The following is a 13,244-nucleotide window of genomic DNA, read 5'->3' on the forward strand; positions in this document are numbered from 1 at the left end:
CCCCGACTCGACTGCGCGAACCTGAATTTATTTGCTAGCGTTGTTCTAGACCACGTCAGTGGTCCCGAAGCGAAAGAGACGTAACGATGGCCCTGACTCCCGAAGATGTCGTGAACCAGAAGTTCACGATCACCAAGTTCCGCGACGGATACGATCTCGACCAAGTCGATGATTTCCTGGACACAATCGTCGAGGAGCTCCGTCAGCACGAGCAGGAGAAGGCGGAGCTGCGCGCGCAGATCGAAGATCTCACCGCGAAGCTCGCCGCTGCTGAGGCAGGCGCTTCGTCGTCGTCGAACGCGGCCGCGGCTGACGCAGATGAAGACGAGGGTGCCGCGTCCGAGCAGACCATCGTTGTTGAGGCTCCGGCCCCGCAGCAGGTCGTCGCGCCCACACAGGCTCCGAGCCAGGTCGTCGCTGAGAACAACGCTGTTCCGCAGCCCGACGCAGTCAAGTCCAGCGCCATGCTCCAGCTCGCGCTCGAGCTGCACGACAAGCACGTGCACGAGGGTGAAGCGACCCGCGACAAGCTGATCTCCGAGGCCGAAGCCAAGCGCGATCAGATGATCCAGGACGCTGAGCGCACCGCAAAGCAGCTCGTCGATGAGGCTCAGAAGCAGCGCTCCGAGGAGCTGCGTCTGCTGGGCGAAGAACGCAGCGATCTGCAGTTCAAGATCAAGGATCTCCGCCAGTTCGAGAGCGAATACCGCTCGACCCTGCGCTCCTACATCCAGTCGCAGCTGCGCGGTCTCGACGGGTCACCTGAGCCCGCCGGCGCACCCGACGGTCTGCAGTAGTCGGGAGCGTGATCGACGCTCCTTCACCGAACGCGCCAGTCGCTTCGGGATCGCGCCGTCGAGCACTCGTGCCGCTGCTCCTTCTGGGAGTGGCGGCAGTAGTGTTCGCGGCGGACCAACTCGTGAAAAACTGGGTGGTTGACCATCTGGTTGAGGGTCAAACCGTGCCCGTGTGGGGCGAGTTTCTGCGCTGGCACTTCGTGCGCAATCCTGGCGCCGCGTTTTCGTTTGCGACCGGGTCGACCTGGATCTTCACGATCCTCGCCGTCGTCGTAGTGTTCGTCGTGCTCTGGCAGATTCGCCGTCTACGGTCAATTCCGTGGGCGCTGTTCCTCGGCCTGCTGCTCGGCGGCGTGCTCGGGAATCTGACGGACCGCCTCACCCGCGAACCCGGTTTTCCGCAGGGCCACGTCATCGACTTCATTTCGACACCGTGGATGTGGCTCGGGTTCAACGAAGCGATTTACAATATCGCTGACATCGCGATTGTGTCGGGGATGGTGCTGTTCATCCTCATCACCCTGTTGGGCGTGAACATTGATGCCAGCCCCCGCTCGCGGGGTACGCAGACTCGGACGAGTCCCGATCCCGATCCTGAGACGGACTCCGATGCCACAGCGTAGTTTTCCGGTTCCCGAGGGCCTGGCCGGCGAACGGGTAGACGCCGCGCTCGCAAAGCTGCTCGGGTTTTCCCGGAGCTTCGCGGCCGACATCGCGAGCGCGGGTGGCGTGCAACTTGACGGCCGTCAGCTCGGCAAATCCGATCGCCTGAACGCCGGTGGCTGGCTCGAGGTTTCCTGGGAGGAGAAGCGCGGGCCGGAGGTTATTCCGGTCGTGCTCCCCGACCTGGGAATCGTGTACGACGACGACGACTTCGTGGTCGTTGACAAGCCCGCGGGGGTCGCTGCCCATCCATCACTCGGCTGGCAGGGGCCGACCGTGCTCGGTGCACTTGCCGGGGCCGGATACCGGATCGCAACCTCGGGCCCTCAGGAACGGCAGGGGGTCGTGCACCGTCTCGACGCCGGGACGAGCGGCCTGATGGTAGTGGCGAAAAGTGAACACGCGTACTCCGAGCTCAAGCGAGCCTTCAAGGAACGCGAGGTCGAAAAGATCTACCACGCGGTCGTACAGGGGCACCCGGATCCGCTCGCCGGAACCATCGAGGGGCCGATCGGCCGCCATCCAGGGCACGACTGGAAGTTTGCTGTTACCCACGACGGAAAGCCCTCAGTCACGCACTATGCGACGCTCGAGGCGTTTCCGTACGCCAGCCTGCTCGAGGTGCGACTGGAAACGGGGCGGACGCATCAGATTCGCGTACACATGTCCGCGCAGCGTCATCCGTGCGTGGGCGACAGCATGTACGGGGCTGATCCGAAGCTGTCAGATCGACTTGAGCTGACCCGTCAGTGGTTGCACGCCATGCGGCTTGGGTTCCGCCACCCGGGCACAGGGGAGCCGGTGATGTTCGAGAGCTCGTATCCGAGCGAGTTGCAACACGCTCTCGACGTCCTCGGTGAGTGACCTCACCCGCGTTGAGCTGAGCACTCTGGACTGAGCTGAGCAGGTTCCTGGAGAGCGGCGCTACTTCGCGCGGAACTGCATGCTGAAGTTGCCGCGGTCGGTGGCGTACACCCGCACTCCGTCGACGCGACGGTCAGCGTCGCACTGCCAGGTTACGCGCGAACGGTCACCGCTGAATCGATGGCCGGCCTCAAGCACCGTCCACGCATCGACTCGCTCACCTCGATAGCGCTTGAGCAGGCTGTGCGGCAGGACAAACCTATAGCGCGGCTGCTTGTCGCGGGTGGACGCGTCGGAGTTCGGTGCCGGGGGCGCGATCCTGCCGGGAATTGCAACGCCGCGACCGCGTTTCCGGCCAGCGAGCAGTAGCGTCGCCTCGGTGCGACGCCCGACAAACACGCTCGCCGCGCGCCGGCTTGCGCCGCGCACGAAGCGCTGGTCGAGTCGCGGTCGGAGCGTGCGATAGAGGCGATCCGCCACGCGAACGCGGATGCCGTCGCCGGCCGTGAGCGCACTCGAATCCGGGGATGCCGGCCGCACTTCAACGGTCACCTCGAGGCCGCCGGCTACCTTGCGTACATCACTCACGCGCGCAACATGCTCGAGGGCGGCAGCGCTCGTGATCAGCTGATCGAGCCCCGCGACATCGCCAGCTCGAATGAGTTCAACCTTGCGCCGATCAGACGGATGCACAATGTCGGCATCCCCGTTGGGGTCGATGAGATCACGCAGAAAGGCACGGTGCAGATCGACCCATCGCTGGCGCGCTGCGTCATCCATCTGTCCCCAGCGCTTCTGCGTGTAAAAGCGCAGTCCTTTTCTTCCGAAGAATTGGCGCACCAGTAACTGGGCCAGGACGGGATCATTCACGCCATCGATCAGCGTCTCCGCAATGCGTCGGCACGAGTCGACGTAGTTGTCGGGATCAATGCGCTGCCCCGAGATGTTCTGCCCGTCATCACGCAACGCGATAAAGTACAGCGGAGTTGCGCCGCAGAACATGATGCGGCGTGCGAGCACATAGGCGCGAGTGACGAAGATGCCGTCTTCAAGACGTACTCGACCCTCGGGAAATCGGAGCCCGTTGTTTTCGAGCATTTCCCGTCGAAACAGCTTCTGCGGAGAAAGCGACTCCATGGCGCGCGAGAGCTCTATGGGACCCTCAGGGTGTCGCTCGAAGAGCGCTTGCACGTGACGTCCGCCCACGCCCTCAAACCTAGGAATGATCACATCGGCGTCGTGCTCGTCCGCCTGGTGCACCATTGCGGCTAGGGCCGTAGGCGCGACAGTGTCGTCAGCATCCATGAAGAGCACATACTTGCCGCGCGCTAGGTCGAGTCCGCGATTGCGCGGCATCCCCGGCCAGCCACTGTTGGGCTGGTGGACCACCGTGATGCGTGGGTCGTCGGCAGCGGCGCGGTCAAGTTCGTCGCCTGAGCCATCCGTGGATCCGTCGTTGACCGCGATGATCTCAAAGTTAGTGAGTTCCTGCGCAAGCAGCGATGCAACGGTGCCGGTGAGATACGGCATCGAGTTGTACACGGGGATTACGATGCTTACGACGGGCGCGGTCTCTGTCACGGCGGCTCTCCTCTGCTGATTGATGCGACGCAGTGTGTGCGGCTCTGGATTGTGCGGCTCAGGGCGGTGCGGAGTTGTCACACTATCCGGGGCACCATAAAGGAAGCTGCCCGGCCCTCGCTGAGCACGCGGCCCAGTCGGGGTTGTTAGCATTTCCAGGCATGGGAAGCGCAGCGAACGCCGAGGTGTCTTCGCCGCAGCGTGCGGGCGGGCGTGTCGAGTACTTTGATGTGCTGCGCTGCGTCGCGATCGTCGCGGTCGTGATGATTCACGTCGCGATCACGGAATGGCACGAAATTTCGGTTGATGCATCGCGATGGGAGGCGCTGACATGGGTGAACAGCGCACTACGTTTCTCGGTGCCGATCTTCTTCATGATTTCGGGAGCCCTGTTTCTTGATCCTGATCGACCGGTCAGCGTGGGCTCACTGCTGCGTAAGCGTATCCCGCGTCTTGCAATCGCCTATCTGACCTGGTCACTCATCTACGCAGCGCTCACCGTCTACGGTCCGGGCGGCTCGGGCGACCCGCTCGAGTTCATTTCGGCGACCGTTACCGGGCACTTCCATCTGTGGTTTCTCCTGGCCTTAATTGGCCTGAACCTCGCCACGCCGATTCTGCGGCTGGTCACGGCGGAGCGCCGCGTCGCTTGGTATTTCGTCGCACTCGCTGTTCCCTTCGCCACCGTGTTCCCGTTGCTTGTCGCGGTGCCGTTCGCGGGGGAGATGCTCGGCACAGTGCTGGGCACGATGCGCTTCGACCTGGTGCTCGGATACTCCGGGTACTTCGTCCTCGGATATCTGTTGCACACAATGAGGCTCTCGCGCCGTGCCCTCGTGGCCTGGACCTTCGCTGCAATCGCTGGCGTTGTCGTAACGTTCATCGGTACAAGTGCCGTGTCGCGCGCCGCGGGGCACACTGATGAACGGTTCTTTGACTTCACCACGTTGAATGTGGCTGTGGTCGCCGTCGCCGTGTTCGCCCTCGCGAAGTCCTGGGGTGATGCGCATCGTCTCTCGGACCGGTGGCGTCGCGTAATCGAAATCGTCGGCGGTGCATCCTTCGGTATTTACCTCGTGCACCCACTGTTTCTCTGGGCGCTCCGGCAATTCGGCATCACAACCGAGATCGCCCCGCTGTGGGTGACCGTGCCAGCGCTGACCGTGATCACATGCTTGCTCAGTCTGGGCGCATCGTGGATGTTGCGCCGAAGCCCGCGGGTGCGCGGAGTGCTCGCGTAGCTCGTTGTCGGTCGCGGGGGGTACCCTGGATGGGCGGCGAAAGGGGCTTCATCCGTGGCAGATTCTGACGGGTTCGTACACCTGCACGTGCACAGTGAGTACTCGATGCTCGACGGCGCGGCCCGCGTGGGGCCGCTGATGGAGGCCGCGGCGGCGCAGGGGATGCCGGCCATCGCGGTGACGGACCACGGCAATACGTTTGGCGCCTTCGATTTCTGGAAACAGGCGAAGGATCACGGGCTTAATCCCATCATCGGCATTGAGGCGTACTTGACGCCGGGCACGCATCGCACGGACAAGACCCGTATCCGGTGGGGTGATGGCGGCGGCGATGACGTCTCGGGGTCAGGTGCGTACACCCACATGACGATGCTGTCCGAGACGACGCAGGGCATGCACAACCTGTTTCGCATGTCGAGTTACGCCTCGCTCGAGGGGTACTACTTTAAGCCGCGCATGGACCGTGAGCTGCTGCAGACCTACGGCAAGGGGCTCATCACAACGACGGGTTGCCCGTCTGGCGAGATCCAGACGCGTCTGCGGCTTGGCCAGTACGAGGAGGCGCGCCAGGCCGCCGCCGAGTTCCAAGACATCTTCGGCAAAGAGAACTTCTTCTGCGAGCTCATGGACCACGGTCTCGAGATCGAGCGCCGCGTGCAAACTGACCTCGTGAAGATCGCCCGAGACCTCTCGATCCCACTGGTCGCAACGAACGACCTGCACTACGTGCACGAGGCCGACGCGGAGGCGCACTCCGCGCTGCTCTGTGTGCAGTCAGGATCCCGGCTCGATGATCCGAATCGGTTCCAGTTCAACGGTTCGGGGTACTATCTCAAGACCGCCGCCGAGATGCGGCACATCTTCCGAGATTTCCCGGAGGCGTGCGACAACACACTGCTCATCGCTGAGCGCTGCAATGTTGAGTTCAATACCTCGGCTAACTACATGCCGCGGTACCCGGTGCCCGACGGCGAAACCGAAGACAGCTGGTTTGTGAAAGAGGTCGAGGTCGGCCTGCAGTACCGGTATCCGGCCGGTATTCCCGACGCGGTGCGAAAGCAGGCAGAATACGAGATCGGCGTCATCACTCAGATGGGGTTCCCCGGCTACTTCCTTGTGGTCGCCGACTTCATCAACTGGTCGAAGAACAACGGCATTCGAGTGGGGCCGGGGCGTGGCTCGGGTGCTGGATCGATGGTGGCGTATGCCATGCGCATCACCGATCTTGACCCGTTGCAGCACGGCCTCATCTTCGAGCGCTTTCTGAACCCCGACCGCGTCTCGATGCCCGACTTCGATGTCGACTTCGATGATCGTCGTCGCGGCGAGGTTATCCGGTACGTGACCGAAAAATACGGCGATGAGCGCGTCGCGCAGATTGTGACGTACGGCACAATCAAGTCAAAGCAGGCGCTGAAAGACGCGTCTCGCGTGCTGGGCTTCCCATTCGGGATGGGTGAAAAGCTCACGAAGGCGATGCCTCCGGCCGTGATGGCGAAAGACATTCCGCTCGCGGGTATCACCGATGCGAAGCACCCTCGGTACAAGGAAGCGGCCGAGTTCCGCGCGGTGCTCCAAGAAGATCCAGACGCGAAGACGGTGTACGAAACCGCACTCGGTCTCGAAGGCTTGAAGCGTCAGTGGGGTGTGCACGCCGCTGGCGTGATCATGTCGAGCGACCCGCTCATCGACATCATTCCGCTGCAGAAGCGCGAGCAAGACGGGCAGATCGTCACGCAGTTCGATTACCCGACGTGCGAGGGCCTCGGCCTCATCAAGATGGACTTCTTGGGGCTTCGAAATCTCACGATTATCTCCGATGCGCTCGAGAACATTCGTCTCAACCGCGGGGAAGAGCTCGATCTTGAACGCCTCGAACTCGATGACGCGCCGTCGTATGAGTTGCTCGCGCGTGGCGACACGCTCGGCGTGTTCCAGCTCGATGGCGGCCCCATGCGCGGTCTGCTGCGACTCATGAAGCCTGACAACTTCGAAGACATTTCGGCGGTGCTGGCCCTCTACCGCCCGGGCCCGATGGGCGCTGATTCACACACGAACTACGCGCTGCGCAAAAACGGCCTGCAGCCGATCACCCCGATTCACCCCGAGTTGGAAGAGCCGCTCGCCGAGATTCTGTCAACGACCTATGGCCTCATCATCTATCAAGAGCAGGTGATGTCGATTGCTCAGCGGGTCGCGGGGTTCTCGCTCGGCCAGGCCGACATTCTTCGGCGCGCAATGGGTAAGAAAAAGAAGTCGGAGCTCGACAAGCAGTACGCCGGCTTCTCTGGCGGCATGAAAGAGCGGGGTTACTCAGAAGCGGCAGTGAAAGCGCTCTGGGACATTCTGCTGCCGTTCTCTGACTACGCGTTCAACAAGGCTCACTCCGCCGCTTATGGCGTGGTGAGCTACTGGACGGCGTACCTTAAGGAGCACTACCCGGCCGAGTACATGGCTGCGTTGCTCACGAGCGTCGGCGATTCAAAAGATAAGCTCGCGATCTACCTGAATGAGTGTCGTCGCATGGGCATCAAGGTGCTCCCGCCCGCCGTGAACGAGTCATTCGTGAACTTCTCGGCGGTCGGCTCTGACATTCGCTTCGGGCTCGGCGCCATTCGCAACGTCGGCACGAACGTCGTCGAGGCCGTGCGCGAGGCACGCGAATCGAAGGGGCGGTTCGAGACCTTCCACGACTACCTCAAAAAAGTCGGCATTGTCGCGTTGAACAAACGCACGACGGAGTCGCTCATCAAAGCGGGCGCGTTCGACGGACTCGGCGGCACGCGACGCGCTCTGCTCGAGATCCACGAACCGGCCATTGAAAGCGCGGTGAAAGAGAAGCGTGACGCCGAAAACGGCAACGTCGGCTTCGACTTCGACAGCCTGTTTGCTGAAGCCGCCGAGGCGCAGGGCAACAGTACCGAGACGGTGTCGCAGGTGCCGGATCGACCGGAGTGGACCAAGAAAGACAAACTCGCGTTTGAGCGCGAGATGCTTGGGCTGTATGTCTCTGATCACCCGCTTCGCGGACTCGACGCGGCGCTGGCCAAGGAGGCGAGCGCGACCGTGCAGCAGGTCACGAACCCAGACGCGAGCCCCAGTTTCGACGGTGAGGTCGTGACGCTCGCTGGCCTCCTCACGAGCGTGCAGCACCGCACCGCGAAATCGGGCAACCTCTACGGCATGGTCACCATTGAGGACTTCACTGGCGAGGTGCAGGCGCTGTTCATGGGCAGGTCTTACCAGGAGTTCGGCAGCCTGCTGCAGCCCGACAGCGTCGTCGCCCTGCGCGGCAAAATGAACTCCCGTGATGACGGGATGTCCATGCACGCCTACGGGGTGAAACCGATTGATGTCTCGGCGCAGGAGGACGCGTCGACGCTGATGATCTCGTTTGCGGATTCCCGTGCGACGGAAAAACTCATGGAGGAGCTGCGTGACACGTTGCGTCGCCATCGCGGCGACAGCGAAGTGCGACTGAACCTCATGACTGCCACCTCGATTCGCGTGTTTGAGCTGCCTCTGCAGGTGCGCATTACCGCCGACCTCTTTGGCGAACTCAAAGGGTTGCTCGGACCGAGGTGCCTGCTGCCGGTTGAAGATCTGGTGTAACCGGGACGCAATCCGTGCGGAGTAGGGTGTGCGTATGAGTGAGACGCAGCAGCAGATCATCAGTGCCCTTGGCGTGACCGCCGATACGACCCCCGACGTTGAGATTGAACGTCGAGTTACATTCCTCGCGGACTACGCGAGAGCGATTCCGGGGGTGAAGGGCTTTGTGCTCGGCATCTCCGGAGGTCAAGATTCGTCGCTTGCCGGCCGCCTCGTGCAACTCGCCGTGGAGCGGTTGCGCAGCGAGGGACGGGATGCGACATTCGTGGCTGTACGACTGCCTCACGGTGTGCAGCAGGACGAGGCCGATGCGCAGCTCGCGCTGTCGTTCATCGCACCAGACGAGTCGCTGTCCGTAGACATCAAGCCCGCGACATCCGCGCTCGCTGACGCCGTGGCGGCTGCGGGGGCGCCCATTACGGACTTCAACCGCGGCAACGTGAAGGCCCGCATGCGCATGATTGCCCAATACGCCATAGCGGGCGACCGTGGTCTGCTCGTCGTGGGAACGGACCACGCCGCCGAGGCGGTGACGGGCTTCTTCACCAAGTTCGGTGATGGCGCCGCTGACGTGGTGCCACTCGCCGGACTCACAAAAAGCCAGGGTGCTGCCATGCTTCGAGAACTGGGCGCCCCGACCCGGCTCTGGGAGAAGGTGCCGACTGCCGATTTGCTCGATGATCAGCCCGGCCAGTCTGACGAGTCGAGCCTTGGCGTAACGTACACCGAGATTGACGCGTACTTGACCGGGAACACGATCGACCCGAAGTCCGTTGAGAACCTTGAGCGCCGATACCGGGCAACCGAGCACAAGCGACGGTCGCCCGTCACGCCGGGGGACACCTGGTGGAAATCGGCAGAGGGAGAAAAATGACCACCACTTACGTGCTTGCCGGAGGATGCTTTTGGTGCCTCGACGCCGCCTACCGCGCACTCAACGGCGTTACCGATGTCGTCTCGTGCTACACCGGAGGTGACGCGCCGCACCCCAGCTATGAGCAGGTGTGCACCGGGTCTACGGGTCACGCGGAAGCGGTCGCCGTCACCTTCGATCCAGAGACCATTCCGTCCGACGTGATCTTGGACGCGTTCTTCACCATGCACGACCCGACTCAGCTCAACCGCCAGGGTAACGACGTCGGAACGCAATATCGCTCCGCCATGTTCCCCGCAGACGATGCGCAGCGGGAGATATTCGAGGCTGCCCGCGAGCGGGCGGGGGAGCTGTGGCCGGCAGAGGTCGTCACGACGATCGAACCGCTCGGGCAGGTGTTCCCCGCGGAGGAGTACCATCAGGACTTCTTCGCGAAGAACCCCACCCAGGGCTACTGCCTCGCCGTAGCGGTTCCCAAGGTGAATAAGGTGCGCGCCTCTTTCTCGCAGTACCTGCGCTAGGCCGCTGACGGAAGTAGAGCTCCGGATGAGAACTTGATGCCCGCGAGATCGTGATCGCCGGCGCCAAGCTGTTCGTCATCGGTGTCTTCGGCGTCATCGGCCTGATCGCTCTCTGTTCCATGCAGTTCCGGTTCGCTTGGCTCCGAACCGGTCGACTCGGTGTCAACCGACCCAGCGTCGACCGGTTCGGCAGCGCGCGAGGCATCCTTGGTGAATGACGAGGTTCCCCAGCGGAGGTCATGTCCGAATGAGTCGGCCTCGATCTCGACCGCGGTGCCGGACTTGCCTTCGTTCTCCCATGCGCGAATGCGGAGCCTGCCGTGCACGATGACGCGATCACCCTTCATGAAAGACTCGCCCGCGTGCTCGGCGAGCCCGCGAAAGCTGTTGATCGTGAACCAGTTGGTATCGCCGTCAAGCCACTGAGCCCGGTCGCGGTCGTAACGTCGCTCGGTCGCGGCGAGCCGGAACGTGCTGAACGTTGCGCGCCCAGCGAACGTGATGGTGCGCGGGTCGGTCGCGATAGTGCCGACGACGCAAACAGTGGTGGACATAATTGACTCCTCTGATCGTGCCCGAGATGGGCAAGTTTTTTGCGAATTGAGTGATTGGCGAGCGGACGGCCGTGCCGTGCGGGGTCCGAACCGTCCGCTCACAGAAAGCCTGTGTCACGGCGCTCGCGCGCCGATGCTGCCGTCGGGATCTGTGGACGGTTAAGCAGCGTTTCTGTCGCCGCCGAAAATGTGCGCGAAGATCGCCGCGCTCCTGGTCGCGCCGCGTTCCAGGTAATGAACAGATTGCTGAGGGTCAGGATGCGTACACTGGGCGGGTGCCCGCTGCTCTGACATCCCGTCGCCAATCGCCGATCGTTGCCGTCGCCGCCCTCGCACTCGGGGCAGTCCTGCTGAACGGGTGTGCCTTGCTCGAAGGGCCAACGCCGCAGACTCCTGAGCGCTCGGAGACACCCAAGCCCGAGGTCGCACCCGAGTTCGTGCCCGACGGAAGCGCTGCCGACAATCTGCCGTACTTCACCGAGGTACTGCGCAAGTTCAGCAAAGGTACGTCGCCAGTGCAGGGTGCGCCCGTCGTCCAGGCTGTCTCCGAGGCCGGGTTTGACAAGTCGATGATGCAGGTCAGTTTTGACGAGAGCAAGACGAACCTGCCAGCCGACAACATCTTTGTTTCCGTGCGCATTGGCGCCGACTGCCTGGTCGGCCAGGTCGTCGCAGCCGACCGCACGTTTGTGGCGAAAAATATGCCCGCCGTTGGCCCGAACAAAGACATCTGCATTATCGGCAAAACCGCGCCCATCAGCTAAGCGGCTTCCCGGGCGGTAGAGTGGTGGCGATCCGCAACCCATCGTTCCAATAAGGGAGTTCTGGGCGCCTTCGCGCCCGAGTGTGTCTATGGCTGAGTACATTTACCAAATGGTTCGCGCGCGCAAGGCGCACGGCGACAAGGTGATCCTCGATGATGTGACCATGGCGTTCCTGCCGGGCGCAAAGATCGGCGTGGTCGGTCCTAACGGCGCCGGCAAGTCGACGATCCTGAAGATCATGGCGGGCCTCGATACGCCGTCGAACGGTGAGGCGCTGCTGACTCCGGGCTTTAGCGTCGGCATCCTGATGCAGGAGCCCGAGCTTGACGAAGACGCGACGGTGCTCGCGAACGTGCAGCAGGGCGTCGCTGAGATCAAGGGGAAGCTTGATCGCTTCAACGAAATCTCGCTCGAGATGGCGAGCCCCGACGCCGACTACGACAAGCTGCTTCCCGAGATGGGTGAGCTGCAGGAAGCGATCGACGCCGTCGACGGCTGGGACCTCGACAACCAGCTCGAACAGGCGATGGACGCGCTGCGATGCCCGCCAGCCGACGCCATTGTCTCGAACCTCTCTGGCGGCGAGAAGCGCCGCGTCGCGCTCTGCAAGCTGCTGCTCGAGAAGCCCGATTTGCTGCTGCTTGACGAGCCCACCAACCACCTCGACGCCGAGAGCGTGCTCTGGCTCGAGCAGCACCTCGCGAAGTACCCGGGCGCCGTCATGGCTGTGACGCACGACCGGTACTTCCTCGACCACGTCGCGACCTGGATCTGTGAGGTCGACCGCGGCCGCCTCTACGCATACGAGGGCAACTACTCGATGTATCTTGAACAGAAGGCGACGCGCCTCGAGGTTCAAGGCAAGAAGGATCAGAAGCTGCAGAAGCGCCTCAAAGAGGAGCTCGAGTGGGTGCGCACGAACGCCAAGGGTCGTCAGGCGAAGTCTAAGGCGCGTCTGGCTCGTTACGAAGAAATGGCAACCGAGGCAGAGCGCACGCGGAAGCTTGATTTCGAAGAGATCCAGATTCCCGCGGGCCCTCGCCTCGGGAACGTCGTGCTCGAGGCGAAGAAGCTCAACAAGGGCTTCGACGGCCGCACGCTCATCGACGACCTATCGTTCTCGCTGCCGCGCAACGGCATTGTTGGCATCATTGGACCGAACGGCGTCGGCAAGACAACGCTCTTCAAGACGATCGTCGGTATCGAACCGCTCGACGGTGGTGAGCTGAAGATCGGCGACACCGTCAAGCTCAGTTACGTCGACCAGACCCGCGGTGGTATCGACCCGAAGAAGACCGTGTGGGAGGTCGTCTCCGACGGACTCGACTACATGAAGGTCGGCAACGTGGAGATCCCGTCCCGCGCCTACGTGTCGACGTTCGGGTTCAAGGGCCCGGATCAGCAGAAGCCAGCGGGTGTGCTCTCCGGTGGCGAGCGCAACCGACTGAATCTGGCGCTGACCCTGAAACAGGGCGGCAACCTGCTGCTGCTCGACGAGCCCACGAACGACCTCGATGTCGAGACGCTCTCGAGCCTTGAGAACGCGCTACTTGAGTTCCCCGGTTGCGCAGTGGTCATCACTCACGACCGGTGGTTCCTCGACCGCATCGCGACGCACATCCTTGCGTACGAGGGCACCGAGGAGAACCCGGCGAACTGGTACTGGTTCGAGGGCAACTTCGAAGCGTACGAGGCGAATAAGATCGAGCGGCTCGGGGCCGAGGCGGCGAAGCCGTCGCGCGTCACCTACCGCAAGCTCACGCGCAACTGACG

General features: G+C 62.7%; 11 protein-coding genes. 9 read left to right on the top strand and 2 right to left on the bottom strand.

Translation table 11 applies throughout. The features are described 5' to 3' along the window. The first annotated feature begins 86 nt into the window (after positions 1–86). Genes ACFWHR_RS10680 through ACFWHR_RS10690 form a run of 3 tightly spaced genes read left to right on the top strand, consistent with a single transcriptional unit; the run spans position 87 to position 2,324 of the window. Positions 87–797 carry a DivIVA domain-containing protein gene (locus ACFWHR_RS10680; protein WP_382448290.1) on the top strand — a complete coding sequence of 237 codons (711 nt, stop codon included), beginning with the start codon at positions 87–89 and terminating at the stop codon, positions 795–797. Positions 798–805: 8 nt separating this feature from the next. Further along, positions 806–1,420 carry a signal peptidase II gene (gene lspA / locus ACFWHR_RS10685; protein ID WP_382448291.1) on the top strand — a complete coding sequence of 205 codons (615 nt, stop codon included), beginning with the start codon at positions 806–808 and terminating at the stop codon, positions 1,418–1,420. Continuing rightward, on the top strand, positions 1,407–2,324 hold the full coding sequence (locus ACFWHR_RS10690; RefSeq protein ID WP_382448292.1) for an RluA family pseudouridine synthase: 918 nt from the start codon (positions 1,407–1,409) through the stop codon (positions 2,322–2,324). Before lspA ends, ACFWHR_RS10690 begins: the two co-directional genes overlap by 14 nt. A gap of 60 nt (positions 2,325–2,384) precedes the next feature. Here ACFWHR_RS10690 and ACFWHR_RS10695 read toward each other — a convergent pair whose 3' ends face one another. Continuing rightward, complete coding sequence (locus ACFWHR_RS10695) at positions 2,385–3,905, bottom strand: glycosyltransferase family 2 protein (protein WP_382448293.1); 1,521 nt, start codon at positions 3,903–3,905, stop codon at positions 2,385–2,387. A gap of 161 nt (positions 3,906–4,066) precedes the next feature. Between ACFWHR_RS10695 and ACFWHR_RS10700 the strand changes: the two genes are divergently transcribed. From ACFWHR_RS10700 to msrA, 4 genes are all read left to right on the top strand, one after another. Further along, positions 4,067–5,146, top strand: coding sequence for an acyltransferase (locus tag ACFWHR_RS10700; protein WP_382448294.1), 1,080 nt, complete (start codon positions 4,067–4,069; stop codon positions 5,144–5,146). Between the two features lie 105 nt (positions 5,147–5,251). Further along, positions 5,252–8,758 (top strand): DNA polymerase III subunit alpha, encoded by a 3,507-nt coding sequence (dnaE, locus tag ACFWHR_RS10705; protein ID WP_382448703.1) that lies wholly within the window; start codon positions 5,252–5,254, stop codon positions 8,756–8,758. A 34-nt stretch (positions 8,759–8,792) separates the two neighbouring features. Beyond that, on the top strand, positions 8,793–9,632 hold the full coding sequence (nadE, locus tag ACFWHR_RS10710; protein ID WP_382448295.1) for an ammonia-dependent NAD(+) synthetase: 840 nt from the start codon (positions 8,793–8,795) through the stop codon (positions 9,630–9,632). Further along, positions 9,629–10,153, top strand: a complete 525-nt coding sequence (gene msrA, locus ACFWHR_RS10715) for a peptide-methionine (S)-S-oxide reductase MsrA (RefSeq protein ID WP_382448296.1) — start codon at positions 9,629–9,631, stop codon at positions 10,151–10,153. The genes nadE and msrA overlap by 4 nt, the downstream gene beginning before the upstream one ends. Here msrA and ACFWHR_RS10720 read toward each other — a convergent pair. Continuing rightward, positions 10,150–10,707: a single-stranded DNA-binding protein gene (locus ACFWHR_RS10720; RefSeq protein WP_382448297.1), complete on the bottom strand. Its 558-nt coding sequence runs from the start codon at positions 10,705–10,707 to the stop codon at positions 10,150–10,152. The two genes, msrA and ACFWHR_RS10720, sit on opposite strands and share 4 nt — an antisense overlap. A gap of 275 nt (positions 10,708–10,982) precedes the next feature. Here ACFWHR_RS10720 and ACFWHR_RS10725 point away from each other — a divergent pair, with 275 nt between their 5' ends. Both ACFWHR_RS10725 and ettA read left to right on the top strand, forming a co-directional pair. Further along, on the top strand, positions 10,983–11,471 hold the full coding sequence (locus ACFWHR_RS10725) for a DUF6993 domain-containing protein (protein WP_382448298.1): 489 nt from the start codon (positions 10,983–10,985) through the stop codon (positions 11,469–11,471). A gap of 88 nt (positions 11,472–11,559) precedes the next feature. Beyond that, positions 11,560–13,242, top strand: a complete 1,683-nt coding sequence (ettA, locus tag ACFWHR_RS10730; protein WP_382448299.1) for an energy-dependent translational throttle protein EttA — start codon at positions 11,560–11,562, stop codon at positions 13,240–13,242. Positions 13,243–13,244: the final 2 nt, after the last annotated feature.

This window comes from Leucobacter sp. NPDC058333, assembly GCF_042726155.1.
Classification (GTDB): domain Bacteria; phylum Actinomycetota; class Actinomycetes; order Actinomycetales; family Microbacteriaceae; genus Leucobacter.